The sequence below is a fragment of the Aeromonas sp. genome (genome assembly GCF_050252055.1).
GTDB classification, from domain to species: domain Bacteria; phylum Pseudomonadota; class Gammaproteobacteria; order Enterobacterales; family Aeromonadaceae; genus Aeromonas; species Aeromonas caviae.
On the sequence record NZ_JBFWLQ010000002.1, the window covers coordinates 399,592 to 420,004 of the forward strand.

General features: G+C 62.4%; 19 protein-coding genes and 1 other annotated feature. Of the genes, 12 read left to right on the plus strand and 7 right to left on the minus strand.

Annotated features, from left to right (window positions below):
* Nucleotides 1–4: 4 nt before the first annotated feature.
* Nucleotides 5–901, minus strand: coding sequence for an ATP phosphoribosyltransferase (gene hisG, locus AB7E19_RS05450; protein WP_010674694.1), 897 nt, complete (start codon nt 899–901; stop codon nt 5–7).
* Between the two features lie 24 nt (nt 902–925).
* Nucleotides 926–1,054, minus strand: a sequence feature (His leader region).
* A gap of 190 nt (nt 1,055–1,244) precedes the next feature.
* Between hisG and AB7E19_RS05455 the strand changes: the two genes are divergently transcribed.
* The 7 genes from AB7E19_RS05455 (at nt 1,245) to rnd (ending at nt 8,780) form a co-directional block, all read left to right on the plus strand.
* Nucleotides 1,245–1,490, plus strand: a complete 246-nt coding sequence (locus AB7E19_RS05455; protein ID WP_103243147.1) for a hypothetical protein — start codon at nt 1,245–1,247, stop codon at nt 1,488–1,490.
* Between the two features lie 61 nt (nt 1,491–1,551).
* Nucleotides 1,552–3,471, plus strand: a complete 1,920-nt coding sequence (locus AB7E19_RS05460) for an ATP-dependent DNA helicase (protein ID WP_042017607.1) — start codon at nt 1,552–1,554, stop codon at nt 3,469–3,471.
* Nucleotides 3,472–3,568: 97 nt separating this feature from the next.
* On the plus strand, nt 3,569–4,270 hold the full coding sequence (tsaB, locus tag AB7E19_RS05465; RefSeq protein ID WP_042017608.1) for a tRNA (adenosine(37)-N6)-threonylcarbamoyltransferase complex dimerization subunit type 1 TsaB: 702 nt from the start codon (nt 3,569–3,571) through the stop codon (nt 4,268–4,270).
* A gap of 49 nt (nt 4,271–4,319) precedes the next feature.
* On the plus strand, nt 4,320–4,835 hold the full coding sequence (locus AB7E19_RS05470) for a Slp family lipoprotein (RefSeq protein WP_039039136.1): 516 nt from the start codon (nt 4,320–4,322) through the stop codon (nt 4,833–4,835).
* A gap of 9 nt (nt 4,836–4,844) precedes the next feature.
* Nucleotides 4,845–5,687: an alpha/beta hydrolase gene (locus AB7E19_RS05475; RefSeq protein ID WP_322131203.1), complete on the plus strand. Its 843-nt coding sequence runs from the start codon at nt 4,845–4,847 to the stop codon at nt 5,685–5,687.
* Between the two features lie 205 nt (nt 5,688–5,892).
* Nucleotides 5,893–7,569: a long-chain-fatty-acid--CoA ligase FadD gene (gene fadD / locus AB7E19_RS05480; protein ID WP_010674700.1), complete on the plus strand. Its 1,677-nt coding sequence runs from the start codon at nt 5,893–5,895 to the stop codon at nt 7,567–7,569.
* A 98-nt stretch (nt 7,570–7,667) separates the two neighbouring features.
* Nucleotides 7,668–8,780: a ribonuclease D gene (gene rnd, locus AB7E19_RS05485; RefSeq protein ID WP_039039174.1), complete on the plus strand. Its 1,113-nt coding sequence runs from the start codon at nt 7,668–7,670 to the stop codon at nt 8,778–8,780.
* A 158-nt stretch (nt 8,781–8,938) separates the two neighbouring features.
* Here the strand turns inward: rnd and AB7E19_RS05490 are convergent, their stop codons facing one another.
* The 4 genes from AB7E19_RS05490 to dusC form a co-directional block, all read right to left on the minus strand.
* Entirely contained in the window at nt 8,939–9,307 is a 369-nt protein-coding gene (locus AB7E19_RS05490) for a TraR/DksA family transcriptional regulator (RefSeq protein ID WP_039039175.1), read from the minus strand.
* An 81-nt stretch (nt 9,308–9,388) separates the two neighbouring features.
* Nucleotides 9,389–10,354, minus strand: a complete 966-nt coding sequence (locus AB7E19_RS05495; protein WP_322131204.1) for a DMT family transporter — start codon at nt 10,352–10,354, stop codon at nt 9,389–9,391.
* 74 nt (nt 10,355–10,428) lie between these two features.
* Nucleotides 10,429–11,256: an AraC family transcriptional regulator gene (locus AB7E19_RS05500; protein WP_128295888.1), complete on the minus strand. Its 828-nt coding sequence runs from the start codon at nt 11,254–11,256 to the stop codon at nt 10,429–10,431.
* Nucleotides 11,257–11,312: 56 nt separating this feature from the next.
* Nucleotides 11,313–12,257 (minus strand): tRNA dihydrouridine(16) synthase DusC, encoded by a 945-nt coding sequence (gene dusC / locus AB7E19_RS05505; protein ID WP_103243143.1) that lies wholly within the window; start codon nt 12,255–12,257, stop codon nt 11,313–11,315.
* Between the two features lie 176 nt (nt 12,258–12,433).
* Between dusC and AB7E19_RS05510 the strand changes: the two genes are divergently transcribed.
* From AB7E19_RS05510 to AB7E19_RS05525, 4 genes are all read left to right on the plus strand, one after another.
* On the plus strand, nt 12,434–12,811 hold the full coding sequence (locus tag AB7E19_RS05510; RefSeq protein WP_039039141.1) for a YbaN family protein: 378 nt from the start codon (nt 12,434–12,436) through the stop codon (nt 12,809–12,811).
* A 132-nt stretch (nt 12,812–12,943) separates the two neighbouring features.
* Nucleotides 12,944–13,489 carry an adenine phosphoribosyltransferase gene (gene apt / locus AB7E19_RS05515; protein WP_010674707.1) on the plus strand — a complete coding sequence of 182 codons (546 nt, stop codon included), beginning with the start codon at nt 12,944–12,946 and terminating at the stop codon, nt 13,487–13,489.
* 177 nt (nt 13,490–13,666) lie between these two features.
* A complete protein-coding gene (gene dnaX / locus AB7E19_RS05520; protein ID WP_322131205.1) occupies nt 13,667–16,144 on the plus strand; it encodes a DNA polymerase III subunit gamma/tau in 2,478 nt (825 codons plus the stop codon).
* A gap of 124 nt (nt 16,145–16,268) precedes the next feature.
* Nucleotides 16,269–16,598 carry a YbaB/EbfC family nucleoid-associated protein gene (locus tag AB7E19_RS05525; RefSeq protein WP_011706069.1) on the plus strand — a complete coding sequence of 110 codons (330 nt, stop codon included), beginning with the start codon at nt 16,269–16,271 and terminating at the stop codon, nt 16,596–16,598.
* A 110-nt stretch (nt 16,599–16,708) separates the two neighbouring features.
* On the opposite strand, the gene AB7E19_RS05530 is transcribed toward AB7E19_RS05525, so the two are convergent.
* Nucleotides 16,709–17,635, minus strand: a complete 927-nt coding sequence (locus AB7E19_RS05530) for a LysR family transcriptional regulator (protein ID WP_322131206.1) — start codon at nt 17,633–17,635, stop codon at nt 16,709–16,711.
* A gap of 118 nt (nt 17,636–17,753) precedes the next feature.
* On the opposite strand from AB7E19_RS05530, the gene AB7E19_RS05535 reads away from it, so the two are divergent.
* Nucleotides 17,754–18,635, plus strand: coding sequence for a pirin family protein (locus AB7E19_RS05535; protein ID WP_043152681.1), 882 nt, complete (start codon nt 17,754–17,756; stop codon nt 18,633–18,635).
* Nucleotides 18,636–18,692: 57 nt separating this feature from the next.
* Here the strand turns inward: AB7E19_RS05535 and AB7E19_RS05540 are convergent, their stop codons facing one another.
* A complete protein-coding gene (locus AB7E19_RS05540; protein WP_427934710.1) occupies nt 18,693–20,015 on the minus strand; it encodes a YjiH family protein in 1,323 nt (440 codons plus the stop codon).
* Nucleotides 20,016–20,413: the final 398 nt, after the last annotated feature.

The following is a 20,413-nucleotide window of genomic DNA, read 5'->3' on the forward strand; positions in this document are numbered from 1 at the left end:
CGGCTTATTCCATCATCTTTTCAATGGGCAGCACCAGGATGGAGCTGGCACCCAGGGCCTTGAGCTGTTCCATGGTCTCCCAGAACAGGGTTTCGCTGGAGACGACGTGCAGGGCCACCTGGTTGGTGTCACCGGCGAGCTGCATGATGGTGGGACGCTCCGCCCCCGGCAGCAGATCGGTGATGGCATCGAGCTTGTCTTTGGGGGCGTGCAGCATGATGTATTTGCTTTCGCGCGCCTGCTGCATCCCCTGGATGCGGGGCAGCAGCTTGTCGATGAGTTTCTGCTTGGCATCGTTCAGGGGGTTGGGGGCCTGCACCAGAACGGCCTTGGAGCGGTAGATCACCTCGACCTCTTTCAGGCCGTTGGCTTCCAGGGTTGCGCCGGTGGAGACCAGATCGCAGATGGCATCGGCCAGACCCGCGCGGGGGGCCACTTCCACCGAGCCGCCCAGCATCACGCTCTTGAAGCCCAGGCCCTTCTCGTCGAAGAAGCGCTTGAGCAGACCGGGGTAGGAGGTGGCGATGCGCTTGCCAGCCAGGCTCTCGGGTCCTGTGTAGTTGACATCGTCCGGCACCGCCAGAGAGAGGCGGCAGCCGCCGAAGTCGAGCTGCTTGAGGGTCTTCACCGCAAAGGGCTGCCCCTGGGCTGCGCGGATGAGCTGCACCTCTTCGAGAACGTTCTCGCCGATGATGCCAAGATCGACCACCCCTTCCATCACCAGACCCGGGATATCGTCATCACGCACCCGCAGAATGTCGATGGGCATGTTCTCGACATGGGCGATGAGGCGCTGTTCCCGCAGGTTGATCTTGAGGCCGCAGCTCTTGAAGAGGGCCTGGGAATCCTGGCTCAGACGACCGGATTTTTGCATGGCGATGCGCAGACGTTGTGTTTCCATTGCTCGATTTCCTTTTAGTCAAAAACGAAAAAACCCTCGGAAGTATGTGCTTCCGAGGGTTCATGAATCTTGCGGTCCTTTTGGAAGTCACCAGTTAAGTGTCTTCCAGCAGTCAACCTCCTGAAAGACTATTCGGGATGATGATGGTGATGATGAGTCTTCAGGTTGGTGAACTTCATGATGTAATCAATCCTTTACAAATCAGATGCCGTTGTTGACGCCCGGTTTAAACTACCTGCCTTGACAGAAAAAGCAACCGAAAAATGTGATCCGGACGATTAAAGTTGAGAAAACGGTTTTCTGGTCGATAACTAGACAATGAGATGCCAAAGGAGGCGACATCATGCCCAGCCAGGACCTGTTATTTCCCATCCTGCCCCGCGCACCCTCGACACCGAGCCCGGATGACATCAAGCGGGAGGTGACCCAGATCAGCCAGAAACATCAGCTGCGCAAGATAGGCACCGACAATGGCGGAGGTGGCCAGTATCACCAGCAGAGAGAGCAGCCGCCAAAGCCTGATCAACCAGCGGTGCAGGATGATGATCACAAACCGGATCCGGACCACCGGATTGATCTCTTCGTCTGAACGCATTATCAGTCCCGCTTTTTCCGCGCTTTTGGCATAATGCCCGCTTTTGCAGCGGGACATGCCTTTGACCATCATCCAGACCCTGTTCAAGCCAGACGGCCCCCTGGCCCGCCATATTGACGGCTTCAAGGCCCGTGCCCCGCAACTGGAGATGGCCGAGGCGGTGTCGCGCGCCATCAAGCAAGGTGGCCGCTTGCTGGTGGAGGCTGGAACGGGCACTGGCAAAACCTATGCCTATCTGGTGCCTGCGCTGGAATCCGGCAAGCGGGTGGTGATCAGCACCGGGTCCAAGAATCTGCAGGAGCAGCTCTTTTATCGGGATCTGCCCACCATCACGGGGGCGCTTCACTACACCCCGCCGGTGGCACTGCTCAAGGGGCGCAGCAATTACCTCTGCATCGAGCGGATGAACCGGCTGTTGAGTGAATCCCATCTGCAAAAGCCCGAGATCCTGAGCGATCTCGTGAAGGTCAAATCCTGGTCGACCGCCACCGACAACGGCGATGTGGGGGATATCCCGGGGCTACAGGAGAACGCCGAGATCCTTGCCCACGTCACCAGCACCAACGACAACTGCCTGGGTCGCGACTGCCCCTATTACGATGATTGTCACCTGGTCATCGCCCGGCGCCGTGCCATGGACGCCCAGGTAGTGGTGATCAACCACCACCTTTTTTTCGCCGACATGGCGGTCAAAGACACCGGCTTTGGCGAGCTGGTGCCCGAGGCGCAGGTCTATGTATTCGACGAGGCGCACCAGCTGCCCGAGATCGCCAGCCACTACTTCGGCAAGTCCGTGGGCAGTCGCACCATCCAGGATTTGGCGCAGGATATCCAGCTTGCCTACCGGGCAGAGGCTCATGACATGGCCCAGCTTGGCAAGGCGGCGGACAGGCTCGCCATTGCCAGTCAGGATCTGCGCCTTGCCTTCGGCGTGGAGGGGGGGCGCGGCAACACCCGGGATCTGCTGAGACAATCCCTCTGGGCCCAGGCGCTGGCCCGCCTCAACGATGCCATCGGGCTCTGTTATGAAGTGCTGAAACTGGCGCTCGGGCGAGGGGAGCAGCTGGATCACTGTTTCGAGCGCATCAGCGAGCTGCGTACTCGCCTTGGGGAGGTGCTGGCGGTCAACCAGACCGGTTTCTCCTACTGGTATGACTGTTCGCGTCTGCACTTTACCCTCAATCTGACGCCGCTGTCGGTCGCCGAGCGCTTCGGTGCCGAGGTGCAGCGCCCCGAGGTGGCCTGGGTCTTCACCTCGGCCACCTTGACGGTGGACAATCGCTTCGCCCACTTCGTCGCCGAGATGGGGCTGGCCGGCAGCGCCGAACTCATTCTCGACAGTCCGTTCGATTACGCTGAGCAGGCGCGCCTGTGCGTACCCCGTTTCCTGCCAGAGCCCAATGCCTTCGGGCGCGGGGAGCAGCTGGCGACCCTGATGATCCCCCTCATCAACAAGACGCCGGGGGGATGTTTTTTCCTCTGCACCAGCCATCAGGTGATGCGCCAGGTGGCCGAGGTGCTGCGCCGGGAAATCGGGCGCACCGTCCTGCTGCAAGGGGAAGACAACAAGCAGCGGCTGCTCAAGACCTTCGTGGAGAACGGTCGGGCCGTGCTGGTGGCCACCAGCAGTTTCTGGGAGGGGATAGACGTGCGGGGGGCGGCATTGTCCTGTGTTATCATCGACAAGCTGCCCTTTGCGAGCCCGGACGATCCCCAGCTCAAGGCACGGGTGGAGGATTGCAAGCTCAAGGGGGGGGATCCCTTTGCCGAGCTGCAGTTGCCCAAGGCGGTGATTGCCCTCAAGCAGGGGGTGGGGCGGCTCATCCGTGATCGCAGTGATCACGGCGTACTGGTTATTTGTGATCCACGGGTGGTCAACAAGCCCTATGGCGCCACCTTCATCAAGAGCCTGCCTGCCATTCCACGGACCCGGGAGCTGGCGACCCTGGGAGAATTTTTCGGACCACGGGAGTGAGTCCGCCGCGCCGGGGCTGATTGCACCCGGACATGCATGACGGCAGGCCTTGGCCATGCTGACGATTTAACTGACTGATGTGAAGAGAATAAAAAGAATGGATGAGTTGAAGATCCTGGCCGTGGATACCGCCACCGAAGCCTGCTCCGCAGCCCTCTTGGTGGGCGATACCCTCTACTCCCGCTGGGAAGAGGCGCCCCGTGACCATACCCGCAAGATCCTGCCCATGGTTCAGGCTCTGTTGGATGAAGCCGGTCTATCGTTGGATGAGCTCGACGCCATCGCCTTCGGTCGTGGGCCTGGCTCCTTCACCGGGGTACGGATCGGGATCAGCGTGGCTCAGGGGCTCGCCTTTGGTGCCGGCGTGCCGATGATCGGTGTCTCCACCCTGGCAGCCATGGCCCAGGGGGCCCATAAGCTGGAAGGGGCCGAGCAGGTGCTTGCCGCCATCGATGCGCGCATGGACGAGGTCTATTTCGGCCACTACGCCTTGGTGGACGGGGTGATGACGCTGGTGGGCGAGGAGGTGGTGAGCGAACCAGCCGCACTGGTGCAGGCCCGTGACAAGCTGACTGGCGCGGTGAGCTGCGTTGGCACCGGTTTTGAAACCTATGGCGAGACCCTGGGCGGCCTGGCAGATGTGCTGATGCCAAGCCAGGTGCGTTTCCCGGCGGCCGCCGACATGCTGCCTCTGGCACGCCAGGCCTGGTTTGCGGGTGAGGCGGTGCCGGTTGAGCAAGCCACCCCTGTCTATCTGCGTGACAAGGTGACCTGGAAGAAACTGCCGGGTCGCGAATAGGCGGCAACAGCTGCCCGGGCTGCTTTATCGGACGATGATGGAGAGACGAATGAGAAAATCCGTGATCATGCTGGGATTGGTGGGGCTGCTGCTGGGTGGTTGCAGCACGGTGCCCAAAGAGCTTGCCTATGAGCCTGCGGATCAGCTGGTTGCCTATCAACCCGCCCTGCAGGGGATGGAAGGCAAGCCGGCCCGCTGGAGCGGTGTCATCTCGGCGGTCCACAACAAGGCGGATCAGAGTGTCATCGAGGTGGTCTATCTGCCCCTCAAGTCCAACGGGGTGCCGGAGCAGACCGAGCAGAGCCCAGGTCGTTTTCTCGCCATCATGCAAGGGTTTGTCGACCCGACCCTCTATGCCAAGGGTCGCAGCCTGACGGTGCTCGGCACCCTCGACAAGCCGGTGGACAGCCAGATTGGCGAGCACAAGTATCGCTTCTCGGTACTCAAGGTGACGGGGAGCAAGCTGTGGCCACCGGTGAAGGAGGTGGAGATCCGCTACATGGATCCCTACTTTTACGATCCTTTCTATGATCCCTTCTGGCCCAGACGGCCCCTGCGCCGCTGAGGAGCCCGGATGACGGCGACATTGCAGGAGCGCAGGCTGTGCCTGGCGGACGGGCGGCACATCGCCCTGCTGGACAATGGTCAGGAGGGCAGACCGCTGCTGGTGGCCCTCCATGGCTGGCTCGACAACGGCGCCAGCTTTTTGCCTCTGGCCCCCTGGCTGGGGGCGTTTCATCTGGTCTGCGTCGATCTGCCGGGCCATGGTCACTCCGATCACAAGTCGACTCCCTATGTCTTCGTGGACTGGCTGGATGATCTCTACCAGATCACCCAGGCCGCGGGCTGGCAGCGTTTCATCCTGCTTGGTCACTCCCTGGGGGCGCTGATTGCCTCTGCCTATGCCGGCGTTTTTCCCGAGCAAATCGAGCGGCTCATTCTGCTGGAGGGGCTCGGCCCCTTGAGCCAGCCTGACGAGGAGGTACCGGGGCAGCTGCGCCGCGCCATCCTCAACCGCTCTCGTACCCGTGAGCGTGCAACCAGTGGATTTGCCACCCTCGAAGAGGCGGTGGCTGCCCGCTGCAAGGTGGCGGACATCCCCCCGAGTGCGGCACGCCTTATCTGCGAGCGGCAGTTGGAGGCGCGGGAAGGGCGCTGGTATTGGCGCAGTGATCCCCGTCTTCGCGATCTCTCGCCCCTGCGCATGAGCGAGGGGCAGGCCCAGGCCCTGATCCGGGCCATCGCCTGTCCGGTGCTCTTTATCCGGGGAGAGCAGGGCTTCCCCGGGCTCCTGGCACAGTGGCAGTTGCGGGAGGCGGCCTTTGGCCACATTGAACGGGTAACAGTGGCAGGAGGCCATCATTTTCATATGGAAAATTCATCAGAAACCGCCGTTTATATCGAAAACTTCGCTTAAATCCGGTAGGATCGGCGGCTTTGAATCATGTCAGGTTTGCTTTCTCCCTCACATTTCCCGTTGTTAATTCACTGTTAATTGATGTTGCCTTATGTAAATATGTGCGGCATTAGAGCATGAACTTAAAACAACTGATTGAAATGGATGTGACAGGGACGGAGGCAACACAGTGAGCGCACAGGTGCGAGTTATGCAGGAGAAGTTCGTGGAAAGAGTCTGGCTGAAGCGTTATCCAGAAGGGGTGCCCGCCGAGATCAATCCAGACCAATACGGCTCTCTGGTCGAGATGTTTGAAGAGTCGGTGAACCAGTTCGCCGATCAACCCGCCTTCGTCAACATGGGGCAGACCATTACCTACCGCCGGCTGGAGGAGCAGTCCCGAGCCTTCGCCGCCTACCTGCAAAACGAGCTGAAGCTCGGCAAGGGGGACAGGGTGGCCGTGATGATGCCGAACCTGCTGCAATACCCCATCGCGGTATTCGGCATCCTGCGGGCCGGCATGACGGTGGTGAACGTCAACCCCCTCTATACCCCGCGCGAGCTGGAGCATCAGTTGAAAGACTCCGGCGCCAAGGCCATCGTCATCGTCTCCAACTTTGCCCACACCCTGGAAAAAGTGGTGTATGACACCCCGGTCAAGCATGTGATCCTGACCCGGATGGGAGACAACCTGGGGCTGGCCAAGGGGACCCTGGTCAACTTCGTGGTCAAATACGTCAAGAAGCTGGTGCCCAAGTACAACCTGCCCCATGCCAGCACCATGCGCCAGGCCCTCGCCAAGGGGCGCTACCTGCAGTACATCAAACCCGAGATCAGCAACCAGGACATCGCCTTCCTGCAATACACCGGCGGGACCACCGGCCTCTCCAAGGGGGCCATGCTGACTCATCGCAACATGATCGCCAACGTTGAGCAGTGCCTCGGTGTCTATGGCCCCGTGCTGGAGCGCGGCAAGGAGTTCGTGGTCACGGCGCTGCCGCTCTATCACGTCTTCGCCCTGACGGTAAACTGCCTGCTGTTCATGCGTCTGGGGGGCTACAACCTGCTCATCAGCAACCCCCGCGACATCCCGGGTTTTGTCAAAGAGATCAAGAAGTATCCTTTCACCTGCATCACAGGGGTGAACACCCTGTTCAACGCCCTGGTCAACAACGACGAGTTCAAGGGCATGGATTTTGCCAAGCTCAAGCTCACCATCGGTGGCGGCATGGCGGTGCAACGGGCGGTGGCCGAGCAGTGGAAGGGGCTGACCGGCACCCCGCTGCTGGAGGGCTATGGCCTGACCGAGTGCTCGCCCCTGGTGAGCGTCTGCCCCTATGATCTGGTGGATTACAACGGCTCCATCGGTCTGCCGGTCTGCTCCACCGAGATCCGTCTGGTGGATGACGAGGGGAACCAGGTCACCGAACGGGGTGCCCCCGGCGAGATGCAGGTGCGCGGTCCTCAGGTGATGACCGGCTACTGGCAGCGCCCGGAGGCGACCGCAGAGGTGATGCAGGATGGCTGGCTCTGCACCGGCGACATCGCGGTATGCGACGAGCAGGGTTTCTTCAAGATTGTCGATCGCAAGAAGGACATGATCCTGGTCTCCGGCTTCAACGTCTACCCGAACGAGATAGAAGACGTGGTGGCCCTGCATCCCAAGGTGCTGGAGGTGGCCGCCGTCGGCGTACCCAACCCGGTGTCCGGCGAGCAGGTGAAGATCTTCGTGGTCAAGAAAGATGCAAAGCTGGCGGAAGAGGAGATAATTGCCCACTGCCGCAAACATCTGACTGCCTATAAGGTGCCGAAACTGGTAGAATTTCGCGACGAACTTCCCAAGACCAACGTGGGCAAGATCCTGCGCCGCGTACTGCGCGACGAGGAGATTGCCAAGCAGTAACCGGCATGCACTGCTTTGCAGTCCAGCGCTGTCGTTATGCAAAACCGTGGGACATCCACGGTTTTTTCTTTCTGGATCCGACCAACGTGCAGGCAACGATGCAATATCAACTCATTTCACAGCAAGCCGAACTGGATCAGTATCTCGCTTCTCTGGCCGACGTTCCCCTGGCCATCGATACCGAATTCGTTCGCACCCGTACCTACTATCCCCAGCTCGGTCTGTTCCAGATCTACGATGGCAAGCAGCTTGCCCTGCTCGATCCCCTGACCCTGGATCTCTCCGGTTTGTGGCAGCGCCTCGGTCGGGCCGGACAGATTGCCATCCTGCACGCCTCCGGTGAGGATCTGGAACTTATCCAGCATCAGGCGGGTCACCTGCCCAACCAGATGCACGATACCCAGCTGGCGGCAGCCTTCCTGGGTCATGGCGTGTCGGTGGGGTTTGGCGCCTTGGTCAACGAATTCCTCGGGGTCGAGCTTGAGAAGGATCAGGCCCGTACCGACTGGCTGGCGCGCCCCCTTACCCCTCGTCAGCTGGAATATGCCGCGGCGGATGTCTTCTACCTCATGCCCCTCTACGAGAAGGTGATGGCCAGACTGCGCGAGAGCGGCAAGTTCCCCTGGTTCGAGCAGGAGTGCCAGAACCACTCCGCCCGCAAGACCCAGGGCAGCGATCCCCGTCAGGCCTACCTAGAGATAGTCAACGCCTGGCAACTGGGTCGCCGCGAGCTGGCCATCCTGCGCGAGCTGGCCGCCTGGCGCCAGCAGGAAGCGGTACGCCGGGATCTTGCCCTCAACTTCGTGGTCAAAGAGCTGCACCTGTTCAAGGTGGCGGAGCGTCGTCCCGCTTCCCTTCGGGATCTTAACGAGCTGGGCCTCTCGCCCATCGAGATCAAGATCCACGGCAAGCGGATGCTGGACATCGTCGCCGCCGCCCAGCAGAGCGACCCTGCGAGCTGGCCCGATCCCATCCGCCGTCTGGTGGACTTCCCCCAGTACAAGGCCGAGCTCAAGCGCATCAAGGCCATGGTGGAGGAGAAGGCCAAGGCCAGCAACATTCCGCCGGAGCTGGTGGCGAGCAAGAAGATCATCCACCAGTACTTCACCTGGAGCTGGCGCATGAGTGCCGAGGAGCGGGCCAGGGCGGACAAGCCCATGCTGCTGCAAGGGTGGCGTCATGAGCTGGTAGGCCACCTGCTGGCCCAGTGACGAGTACGCAGTACGAGAAGGGGAGTCCATGACTCCCCTTTTTCATGCCTGTGCGGCTGCCCCCGGGGGTTGCCGGGATCGTCGCGCCAGGGGGTTGGTCATGATGGGAAGCGAGAAGGGGTGGAGGAGGAAAATGGCGGGCACAAAGGGTGCCCCCATCAGAGTTCGTGAGCGTGGAATCCCTTGCGGTAGCGGGCCTCGCAGCGCGGGCAGCGTTGCAGGGTCGGATCCTGTTCCAGCTGTTCAGGGAGCAGCGGCTCCTCACAATCGGAGCAGAAGCCATAGAGCCCCAGATCCATCTGGCAGAGCGCCGCGTCGAGCCGTTTGAGGCGTGCCACGCTGTGTTCCACCCCGGGCAGATCGAGACGGCTGGTCAGATCAACCAGTTGATCCCGCTCGCAGCGCTCCACCTTCTGTGCCCAGTCATCTTGTCGACAGGCCTTGAGCTGACGGATCAGCTCCTCTCTTGTTTGCGCCCAGTCGGTCAGAAGGCGCTGATGCCATTCGGCCAACCGGGCTTGCGTCACTTCACACACAGCAGCCCCCAAAAACGAGTGATAAAACTCGGCCAGTATAGGGAAACCCGCGGTTTATCAAGATGACATGAGTCAAGTTAACCGTGCTTTGGCAGGTTTTTCCGGCAGGTGCTGCGGCTTGCCGGTGATGACGTAGAGCACCCCCGCCACCAGACAGACGACACCCATCAGGGTACTCATGGGGGGCATGATCCCGCGCAGCATAAAAGCGTACAAGAGCCCCGCCAGAGTCTCGAACACGATGAGCGGCCCGACCAGCACGGTCGGCAGGCGCTGGCTCGCCTCGTTCCAGCACAGGGTGCCGAGCCAGGAGCAGAAGAGCCCCACCGCCCCCATCAGCAGCACGAAGCGCAGGGGCGTCGGCCCGAAGGGCAGGGGAAAGTCCGGTGCGCTCAGGGCAAGATGGCCGAGGCTGCCGAGATAGGCAATGAGCGCTACCGGCAGGGTCACCAGCCCCTGGGCGGTGGCCCAGACGGCCGGACTGCGGCCCGGGTGCTCGCGCAGCCAGCGGGCGTTGCGCAGGGGATACCAGGTCCAGCACAGCACGGCGCCCACCGCCAGGGCGAGCCCAAGCAGTTGTTCGGTGCGCGCCTCGGTGTGCCAGATCAGCTCGGCGCTGTTGACCAGATAGAGGCCGGCCCCCATCAGCACCAGGGACGGGTAGAGCCGGGTGCGGGAGAGGCGACCGTCCCGTGCGCCATAGAGGCGGTTGGCGGCCAGGGCCGTCACCACCGGCAGGGTGCCGATAAACATGGCCGCCAGGGGCGAGCCGATGCGCAAGATGGCCCCCGACAGGCAGAAGTAGTAGAGGAGGTTCCCCACCAGAGTGAGGGCGAGGGCCTCTCGCCAGTCGCTGGCCGAGAGGGCCGCCAGGTGTTTGCGGGCCTGCCAGGCGAGCGGCAGCACGATGAGGCCGAAGGCGAGGTAGCGGCCGCTCGCGAGCAGGGCGGGGGGATAGCCGTCCACCAAGAGGGGGGCGACGAAGATGAGCCCCCACATCAGGCCGGCCAGCAGGGCAAACAGGACTCCGATCAACATGTTTCATATCCGGTAAAGAAGAAGGAGGCCAGCCTAGCAGGGGGGAAGGGGGGCGTATTGAACCAGATTGCGCTTTAGCGGCCAGCCTGCACCTGTTTCTGGTAGCGGACCGGGGTGGTGCCATAGCGGCGCAGGAAGGCACGGTTGAGGTGGGACTGATCGGCCAGACCACAGGCGGCGGCCACTTCGGCTGCGGGCAGGCCGGAGGCCAGCCACCCCTTGGCGCGCTGCAGGCGGATGGCCATCAACATCTGCTGGGGGGTGACGTGAAAGCGGGCCTTGAAGCTGCGCTGGAAGTGGTAGGGGCTGAGGTTCACTGCACCGGCCAGCTCGGCCAGGGTAATGGGGCGAGCGAAACAGGCCTGCATATAGTCGATGGCGCGGCCCAGAGGGTGTGCCGCTTCGCGCGGGGCCGCCAGGGCCCGGGCATGGGGGCGCAGGGTCTCGCACACCCTTAGCAGCAGGCCGTCGGCGGCGAGCTCGCTGTCACAGTGCCAGAGGGCATCCAGGGCCGCCTGCAGGACGGGGGCAGTGCGCGGATCGCTTCGCACGGCATCGGTGAAATACCAGTCGCGCTCGCCGCTGATGGCCTCGAGCCGGTCGGCGGGCAGGTAGAGCATGCGATAGCGCCACCCCTGCTCGCAGGCTGACTCGCCCGTGTGCAGCTCATCGGGGTTCATCAGCACCAGGCTGCCGGGACCGGCCAGGAGCTGGCTGCCGCGATAGCGAAAGCGCTCGGCACCGCACTCGATGACACCGAGGCCAAACCCCTCGTGACTATGGGGATCGAAGATGTGGTGCTGGATGTGGGCGCGATAGAGCTCGGTCGCAGGCTGCCCCGGCAGGGCGCGAAAATCGGCCCTGTCGTGCTGATGGGTAAAGTTGACCGGCACTCCTTGCATCCTGACCTCCTGTCAATGAGCCTTCATCATAGGGCGCCGCGGGGCGGCGGCCAAGTCTAGGCCTGTGAGGCGCACTCGCGCTCGAGGGCGGTGCGGATCTCCTCTGCGGTCTTGATGGTGCGGATGCGACGAAACAGCTCGTCGGCCTGGGGGTATTCCCGCACTATGTAGGAGAACCACTGCTTGATGCGACTCGGGTAGTAGTCGGCCTTGTCGCTCGCCAGATCCTGCTCGGTGTAGGTCACCATCAGTTGCAGTACCTCGGCCCAGCTCATGTGGGCACACCCCGTCTTCATCACGTTGGCCAGGTTGGGCAGGGAGATGGCGCCCCGGCCAACCATGAGGGCATCGCAACCGGACACCCGGGCACAAGTCAGGGCATCGGCATGGTTCCAGATCTCGCCGTTGGCGGTGACGGGGATGGGCAGGGCGCGGCGGATGGCGTCCACGTACTCCCAGTGGGCCGGCGCCTTGTAGCCTTCGCGCTTGGTGCGGGCATGCACCGCCAGCTCGTTGGCGCCCCCCTGATAGACGGCTTGGGCGTTGTCCAGATAGAGATCCTTGTCATCGTATCCCAGGCGGATCTTGGCGCTCACCGGCAGGTGGGCAGGCACGGCCTCCCGCACCGCCTTGACGATGCGATAGACGGTCTCGGGCTCCTTGAGCAGCACGGCGCCCCCCTTGCTCTTGTTGACCGTGGGGGCAGGGCAGCCGAAGTTGAGATCGACCCCGGGAGAGCCGAGCTCGATGGCCCGGATGGCATTTTCTGCCAGCCACTCCGGATGCTGTCCCAGCAGTTGCACCCGTACCGGGGTCCCTGCACGGGTCTTGCCATCCTGTTTCAGCTCGGGGCAGAGGCGATGGAAGACCTTGGCGGGCAGCAGTTGATCGACCACCCGGATGAATTCACTGACGCAAAGGTCGTAATCATTGACGGAGGTGAGGACCTCCCGCATCAGGTGATCCAGCACCCCCTGCATGGGGGCCAAAATAACGCGCATAGCTGCTTCCGAAGACAAGGGGAGAAAAAAGAGCGCAGATTGTAGTGGCAATGGCCAGGATTGTCAGCCGTCTGCCCACTCGATGGCCCCCATCGACGGCCGCAGACTGGGCCAGGCTGTCAGCTTCCGGGCCAACTCTGTTAGGCTAAAGGCAGAGAAACACTAGAGGAGTACCCATGAAACGCTGGTGTCTGATGGCCCTGGGCTGGCTTGCCTTCGCCACCGGGATAGTCGGGATAGTCCTGCCCCTGCTGCCGACAACCCCCTTCATGTTGCTGGCGGCGGCGCTGTTTGCGCGCTCCTCCCCCCGCTTTCATGGCTGGTTGCTGGCGCATCCCTGGTTTGGCCCCCCCATCCTCGACTGGCAGCAGTATCGCGGCATTCGCCGCCACGCCAGACGCCGCGCCATCATCTTCATCCTGATCTCGTTCTCGGTATCGCTGCTGGTGGTGCCGTTGCCCTGGGTGAGGTGGCTGCTGGTTGTCATAATGGTGATCCTGCTCACCTGGTTGATGCGTCTGCCGGTGCTGGAGCCGGTTGCAATGAAGAAGTGAAATCCCTAAGCTATCGCGGCAATAATGCTATGGAGTTGGCTCGTCATTTTTGCGTGACGGGCCTTTTTATTGCCCCCAGGCGGAGACCCCGTGCGCCGCCATGGCAGGGCTCAAAAAATAAGCGGTCAAATAATGAATCCGGAAACCCTGAAGTTTATCGAAGCGAGCATCAAGACCATTCCCGACTATCCGAAGCCGGGCATTCTGTTTCGCGACATCACCAGCCTGATCGAGAATGCCGAGGCCTTCAAGGCCACCATCGATCTGCTGGCCGATCATTACCGTGATCAAGGCATCACCAAGATTGTCGGCACCGAGGCCCGTGGCTTCATCTTCGGCGCCCCGGTTGCCTACGCCATGGGGCTGGGGTTCGTGCCGGTGCGCAAGCCGGGCAAGCTGCCCCGCGCCGTCATCGAGGAGTCCTACGCCCTGGAGTACGGCACCGACACTCTGCAACTGCACACCGATGCCATCGTGCCCGGTGACAAGGTGCTGGTGGTGGACGATCTGCTGGCCACCGGCGGCACCGTCGATGCCACCGTCAAGCTCATCCGCCGCGCCGGCGGTGAGGTAGCGGATGCCGCTTTCATCATCTCCCTGCCGTCCCTGGGCGGTGATGCCCGCCTGACCGCCGCCGGCGTCAAGGTGGTCTCTCTGGTGGAACTCGCGGGGGCGTAAATCGCCCCTTCGCGCGGCAGGCCTCGTCACCCTGCTTTCTGCCGCAAACCGGTGCCTGAACGGGCACCGGTTTGAAATTCAAGCGATCCCTCCCAAGGCGGCGCATCCCCCATACAGCCAGCCCTCCATTTGTGTTAGCATCCAGCCTCAATGCCTCGTTTCCCAGCATCGAGATCTATGAGCTATCAGGTTTTGGCGCGCAAATGGCGCCCCCATACGTTTGAACAAGTGGTCGGCCAGCAACATGTGCTGACTGCCCTGACCAATGCCCTGGATCAGGGGCGGCTTCATCACGCCTACCTGCTGAGCGGGACTCGCGGCGTGGGCAAAACCACCATCGCCCGCATTCTGGCCAAGAGCCTCAACTGCGAGCAGGGGATCAGCAGCCATCCGTGCGGTGTGTGCGATACCTGCCGCGAGATCGATCAGGGTAATTTCGTCGATCTGCTGGAAATCGATGCGGCGTCCCGCACCAAGGTGGAAGACACCCGAGAGCTGCTCGACAACGTGCAGTACCGTCCGGCCCGTGGTCGTTTCAAGGTGTACCTCATCGATGAAGTGCACATGTTGTCGCGCCACAGCTTCAATGCGCTGCTCAAAACCCTAGAAGAGCCGCCGCCCTATGTGAAATTCCTGCTGGCCACCACGGATCCGCAGAAGCTCCCCATCACCATACTGTCGCGCTGCCTGCAGTTTCATCTCAAGAGTCTGGATCAGACCCAGATTGCCAGGCAGCTCGAATGGGTGCTGGATCAGGAGGGACAACCCTTCGAGCCTCGCGCCCTGCTGGCCCTGGCCAAGGCGGCTGACGGCAGCATGCGCGATGCCCTGAGCCTCACCGATCAGGCGCTGGCCCACGGCAACGGCAGCGTGCGCCTGGAGAGCGTGCTCGCCATGCTGGGGACCCTCGATCATCACCACCTGCACCAGTTGCTGGAGGCGGTGCTGCGCCAGGATGCCCCGGCCACCATGGCCAAGATCACCGAGATTGCTACCCTGGGGCCGGATTTCGACCAGCTTCACGCCGAGCTGGAAGCCTTGCTCCACCGGGTGGCCATGGCGCAACTGCTGCCTGCGAGCGTGCAGGAGCAGGGGGCGGATGCCGATGCCTTGCTGCAGCTCGCCGGAGCCATGAGCCCGGAAGAGGTGCAGCTTTGCTATCAAATCGTGCTGGGGGGGCGCAAGGATCTGCCCTGGGCCCCTGACGGACGCACCGCACTGGAGATGACCTGTCTGCGGATGCTGGCCTTCTCTCCCCGGCGCGAGGTGGTCCATCCCGCCAACCTGGCGGCCCAGCCTCTCATGACAGGGCACTCCGGCGTGATGGCGGCTGCGAGGGAAAACGCGCCGCTCCTGCCGGGAAAGCCCCAGGGGGCTGAGCCGGCCCCGGCTGCCAGCGCAGCACCACAGGCTCCCGCCGCGCCATCATCGGTCCTTGAGGCCGAGCACGTCGCCCCCGCACCCAAGGCGGAGGAGGGCGCAGTGCTGGATCCGCTCTTTGCCGAGCAGGATGAGCTGCTGCGCGAGGCCGAACGGATGGGTTACGAGGCCGTGGTGCCCGCCAGTCCGCCTGCAGAGCCTGCCTCTGGGCCGTTTGCGGCGGATGACGCCGGGCAGACGCAGCAGGTTGAGGTCCAAGATGAAGACGTCGCCATCTCTTCGACCTCCAGCATGCAGAGCCTGCTTGGCAAGCGCAATCTGCTGCGAAGCCGCCTGCGTGGCGAGCAGAGTGCAAACGCCGCGCCTGCCCGGGTCACTCCCGTCAAACCGGTGGCCGCGACCAAACCGGCCCCGATGCCTGCCGTCGCGACTTCGCCCCAGGCCGAGGTGCAACCAGCGGCGCGGCCCGAGATGCCGGGGCAGGGATCTGCCATGCAAACGGGGTATGACGACCTGCCTCCTCTCGATGCCTATGAAGAGGGGGCCAGTGACTACGAAGAGTATCTGAATCAGGGGTTTGACGAGGGGTTTGCCAGTGCCCCGTTGCCCACGCGGGCAGTGACTTCCGCCCAGCCAGCTCCCGCCACCATGGCATCTCCTTCGCAGGAGGATCTGCCGCCCTGGGATCTGGGCGCTGACGTCGGCAGCGCTGATGCGGCGGCACCTGCGGTTGCCGCTATGGTGTCTGCCGCGCCTCCAGTGGCCGCCAGCGAGCCTCAGCCCGCCATTGCGTTGATGGAGACTATCGACTGGGATGCGCTGGAGAGCGACGCCCAGCCCGAGGAGGAGGGGGAGGTCGCCCGTCTGATCCCCTCGTCCTTGCTGGTCAATTGCGGGGACGCCTGGGCCGAGCTCATCGCCCGCACCGGGGTGGGTGGTCGGCTGCGTCAACTGGCCATCAACGCGGTGATGACCCGGGAAGGCAATCGGGTCTCCCTGCTGCTCAAACCCGAGCAGCGCCATCTGGTGAGCGACAAGGCCCGCGCCGATCTGGCCGAGATCATCAGTCCCGAGCTGGGCGGCCCGGTTCACATCGATGTGACCCTGGGCTCGGATCCCGCGCGGGAGACGCCGCTCGAGATAGAGCACCGTCTCTATCTCGGGGTGCGTGAACAGGTGAGCCGGGATCTGGCGGCGGATCCCAACGTACAATTCTTGCAGCAGCGTTTCGGCGCCGTGCTCCATCCCGAGAGCATCGAACCACTGAGTCGCTGAATTGCGGTGAAAAAACCGTGCCGGGGTTTGTCCCCGGTTGAAAAGACCTTTGGCTGCCCCCACTTAGGGCAGATGAACCCACAGCCCGGCGCTGGATGCCGGATTTCAAGACGAGAGACGATCTATGTTTGGTAAAGGTGGAATGGGTAACCTGATGAAACAGGCCCAACAGATGCAAGAGCGCATGCAGAAGATGCAAGAGCAGCTGGCCCAGATGGAAGTCGTCGGCGAAGCCGGCGCCGGCATGGTCAAGGTCACCATGGCCGGCAGCCACAGCGTGCGTCGTATCGAGATCGATCCCAGCCTGATGGAAGATGACAAGGAGATGCTGGAAGATCTGGTCGCCGCCGCCGTCAACGACGCCGTGCGCCGGGTGGAAGAGCAGAACAAGAGCAAGATGGGCGAGCTGACCGGCGGTATGCAATTGCCCCCGGGCTTCAAAATGCCCTTCTGAGGATACTGCCCGTATCCGTTTCTCCTCCTCTGTGAAGAGGAAAATGAAAAGGCCAGAGCCAAGCTCTGGCCTTTTGCATGTCAGCACACCCGGGAACGGCCATGCACAGATCATGGCGGGGGCGGCGTACTTGCCTGCCCCTGGTGGGAGAAGCCCTCGACCAGATGATCGATGAGGGCGCGGATGGCAGGCAGCAGACCGCGGCGTGAGGGGAAGACCGCGTGGATCACCTCCTGGCGCGGTGCCCAGTCGGGGAGCAGACGCACCAGCCGGCCATCGGCCAGGGGCTCATTCATCATCATGGTGGGCAGTTGCACGACCCCGAGCCCGTCGATCGCCCCCTGACGCAATGTCTGCATGTCGGTGGTGGCAAAGCGGGGGCTGTGGTGCTGTTTGACTCGGGCACCATCGGGGCCCAACAGGGTCCAGTGATGGCCTTCCAGGCTGGCGCCGTGACCGAGGCTCGGCCATGACAGCAGATCTGCGGGGGCCCGGGGCATGCCGAGTGACGCGACAAGGGCCGGACTTGCCACCAGACACTGGGTCGCATAACCCAGCACCCGCATGGCGAGATCGCTGTCCTCCAGGGGCAGTGGTCGCACCCTGAGCGCCATGTCCAACCCCTCCGCGACCAAATCCACCGCCCGGTTGACCCCGACGAGCTGCACCTTGACGCTGGGATGGGCCAGGGCGAAGGAGACCAGCATCCTCCCTACGTGGGCGTGCAGCAGATCGATGGGGCAGGCGATGCGAACCAGACCGCAAGGCTCGCTCTGGGTCGCGGCGATGAGATCCTGCGCCGCATCTGCTTCCACCAGCATGGCCCGGCAACGGGTGTAATAAGCCTGCCCGAGTTCGGTGACGGTGAAGCTGCGGGTGGAACGCTGGATAAGGCGCACTCCGAGTCGCTCTTCCAGCATGGCGATGCGGCGGCTGAGTCGCGATTTGGGCATGCCGAGGGCCCTGCCGGCCTGGGCAAAGCCCCCGTGATCCACCACCTGGACATAGAAATAGAGGTCGTTGAGATCCTGTTGCATGGGGTTATCGTTCACAAAATAGGACGCTGATGGCAAATTTTACGTCTACCGGACGCAGCGTTCCAGACTCACAATGCGAGCAACGGCACATCCCGTGACGATCACCCAGGAGAGCATCATGAAAAGAGTCATCGGTATTTACAGCGCCCCTCGACAACACTGGGTCGGCGACGGATTCCCGGTTCGCTCGCTGTTCTCGTATCAGACCCATGGCCGCGCCTTGAGCCCCTTCCTGCTGCTGGACAGGGCTGGCCCGGCACATTTCGAGCCCGCCGATCATGCCAGGGGAGTGGGAGAGCACCCGCACCGTGGCTTCGAGACGGTCACCATCGTCTATGAAGGGGAGGTCGCCCATCGCGACTCGACCGGCCAGGGGGGGATCATCGGTCCGGGAGACGTGCAGTGGATGACGGCCGCCGCCGGCATCATGCACGACGAATTCCACTCCCAGGGGTTTACCCGTCGTGGTGGCACCCTCGACATGGTGCAGCTGTGGGTCAACCTGCCCGCCAAACACAAGATGTCGACGCCCGGTTATCAGGGCATCACCAGCGACACCATCCCGCAACTGAGCCTCAAGGAGGGCGACGTGCGGGTGCGCATCATCGCCGGGAACGATGCCGGGTTGCAACAAGGCGAGGTAGAGGGGCCTGCCCGCACCTTCTCGCCCATGAACATCTGGGATCTGCGGCTCAAGGGCGGGGCCAGCGTGGTGCTGCCGGCGGTAGCGGGATGGAACAGCGCCTTGGTGGTGCTCAAGGGCTCTCTCATTATCAACGGTCAGGAGCGCGCGGGCGAAGCACAACTGGTGCTGCTCGATCCCAACGGTGAGGAGTTCATGTTGGAGGCGGAAGGCGAGGCCAGCTTGTTGCTGTTGAGTGGCGAGCCCATCGATGAACCCATCGTGGGTTATGGCCCCTTTGTCATGAACAGCGAGGCAGAGATCCATCAGGCGATAGATGATTTCAACAGCGGCCGGTTCGCCGTCATCGCCCCCTGAGACAATCCCGATAAAAACAAAGCGCCTGATGGCGCTTTGTTTTTTTATGAGCCCTGGTCAACCGAGCCAGCCGAGGGCCAGCGCCAGCCTGCCGCACAAGGCGGCCAGCAGGATGCCAAGCAGGGTGCGCAGCAGCCAGATCACCACCAGCTGTCCCACGCTCACCGGGATCCGGGTGGCCAGGATGCAGGGGATGGAGGCAGAGAAGAAGAGCACCGAGCTGACCGAAACCACGGCCGCGACATAGCGCACCAGCGGGTCGGCATCCTTGAGCAGGATGGCGGGCAGGAACATCTCGGCGAGACCGGCGGAGAGGGCCTTGGCGGTGGCGAGCGGTTCGCCGAGATCCAGCAGCCAGGTCAGTGGCCAAAGCAGCCAGCCCAGCAGATCGAACAGGGGAGTGTGCTTTGCCAGCAGCAGGCCCAGCAGACCGACGGACAGTATGGTGGGCACCACGGCAGCGGCCATGTGAAGACCGTCCCTGAGGTTGTCCTTCAATTGCCGCAGCAGGGGATCTGCCTGGTGGGACTGGGTCAGGCCGCAGGTGAGGGCCGCCTGCCAGCGGCTCATGCCAGCCGGTAGCGGCTCGTCGGTCTCCCCATGGTGAGCCAGGCGACTGATGGGAGGAACGCGCGCCAGGATGGCGGTGATGACGAAAGTGATCACCAGGGTGGACCAGAAGTAGAAGTTCCAGTGTCCCATCAGGTTGAGGGTCTTGGCCACGATGATCATGAAGGCGGCCGAGACGGTGGAGAAGCCGGTGGCGATGATGACGGCTTCTCGCACCGTATACTTGCCCGCGAGGAAGACCCGGTTGGTGATGAGCAGGCCCACCGAGTAGCTGCCGACGAAAGAGGCGACGGCATCGATGGCGGAGTGACCCGGCGTGCGCCACAGGGGGCGCATCACAGGTTGCATCAGTACCCCGATGAATTCCAGCAGGCCGAAACCGAGCAGGAAGGTCAGGGCCATGGCGCCGATAGGCACGATGAGACCCACAGACATGGCCAGTTTATCGAACAGGAAGGGGAGGCGATCCGGGGTCATCAACCAGGCAGGGCCCCAGTCTGTGACATACAAAATGGCCAGGGCCAGCCCGAGCAGCTTGAACAGGCTCAATACCCTGTCGATGGGACGGGCGCGCCAGCGGCCATCCAGCAAGGGGGTGATGGCGCCATAGGCGATGAGCAAGAGAATGAGGGTCAGGGCAAGGGGGCGCTGGGCAATCAGAAAGCCGGCCAGGTGATCCACCACTATGGTGCTGCGCCCGCCAAGCTCGAAGGGCACGAAAAAGATGGCGATGCCAAGCAGGCTGGCCAGCAGCAGCTTGATGCCGGCCCCTGATCCTGCCGGTGCAGTGAGCGTGTGTTCAGGTTCCATTTTCTCTCCTTGTGATCCGCATGGTTCAATTCCGTTGAGGGGATAATATGTATATACAATATCGTCCGGCGCTCAAAATGGAAACACCAAAGTCACCAAAATGCAACATGTGAATCGGTGTGGATGCAGATGACCCCAAGACTGAAAAGCGTGATCTCGGGGGGAAAGAGGGGCCGGGATGGCGAGTGGGTGGTGAGGCATCAAGAGGCAAAACAGGAAGGTAAGCGACCAGCGCCAGGAAAAACATGAGCGGCTATTTACCCTTTCTGGTCATATTCATTCATGAGCCTATATTCATGACTATTTATGAATAAATCATAAACCCTTTGTTCATTTGACTACTTTTCGACTATCACATTGCAGAGTAAGATGCCTCTTCAATAAAAATAAGAATTAGG

Excerpts from the sequence above, each read along its gene's own strand:
- hisG (WP_010674694.1), bottom strand. The coding sequence starts at position 901 with ATGGAAACACAACGTCTGCGCATCGCCATGCAAAAATCCGGTCGTCTG.
- AB7E19_RS05455 (WP_103243147.1), top strand. The coding sequence starts at position 1,245 with ATGCCCAGCCAGGACCTGTTATTTCCCATCCTGCCCCGCGCACCCTCG.
- AB7E19_RS05460 (WP_042017607.1), top strand. The coding sequence starts at position 1,552 with ATGCCTTTGACCATCATCCAGACCCTGTTCAAGCCAGACGGCCCCCTG.
- tsaB (WP_042017608.1), top strand. The coding sequence starts at position 3,569 with ATGGATGAGTTGAAGATCCTGGCCGTGGATACCGCCACCGAAGCCTGC.
- AB7E19_RS05470 (WP_039039136.1), top strand. The coding sequence starts at position 4,320 with ATGAGAAAATCCGTGATCATGCTGGGATTGGTGGGGCTGCTGCTGGGT.
- AB7E19_RS05475 (WP_322131203.1), top strand. The coding sequence starts at position 4,845 with ATGACGGCGACATTGCAGGAGCGCAGGCTGTGCCTGGCGGACGGGCGG.
- rnd (WP_039039174.1), top strand. The coding sequence starts at position 7,668 with ATGCAATATCAACTCATTTCACAGCAAGCCGAACTGGATCAGTATCTC.
- AB7E19_RS05495 (WP_322131204.1), bottom strand. The coding sequence starts at position 10,354 with ATGTTGATCGGAGTCCTGTTTGCCCTGCTGGCCGGCCTGATGTGGGGG.
- AB7E19_RS05500 (WP_128295888.1), bottom strand. The coding sequence starts at position 11,256 with ATGCAAGGAGTGCCGGTCAACTTTACCCATCAGCACGACAGGGCCGAT.
- dusC (WP_103243143.1), bottom strand. The coding sequence starts at position 12,257 with ATGCGCGTTATTTTGGCCCCCATGCAGGGGGTGCTGGATCACCTGATG.
- AB7E19_RS05510 (WP_039039141.1), top strand. The coding sequence starts at position 12,434 with ATGAAACGCTGGTGTCTGATGGCCCTGGGCTGGCTTGCCTTCGCCACC.
- apt (WP_010674707.1), top strand. The coding sequence starts at position 12,944 with ATGAATCCGGAAACCCTGAAGTTTATCGAAGCGAGCATCAAGACCATT.
- dnaX (WP_322131205.1), top strand. The coding sequence starts at position 13,667 with ATGAGCTATCAGGTTTTGGCGCGCAAATGGCGCCCCCATACGTTTGAA.
- AB7E19_RS05525 (WP_011706069.1), top strand. The coding sequence starts at position 16,269 with ATGTTTGGTAAAGGTGGAATGGGTAACCTGATGAAACAGGCCCAACAG.
- AB7E19_RS05530 (WP_322131206.1), bottom strand. The coding sequence starts at position 17,635 with ATGCAACAGGATCTCAACGACCTCTATTTCTATGTCCAGGTGGTGGAT.
- AB7E19_RS05535 (WP_043152681.1), top strand. The coding sequence starts at position 17,754 with ATGAAAAGAGTCATCGGTATTTACAGCGCCCCTCGACAACACTGGGTC.
- AB7E19_RS05540 (WP_427934710.1), bottom strand. The coding sequence starts at position 20,015 with ATGGAACCTGAACACACGCTCACTGCACCGGCAGGATCAGGGGCCGGC.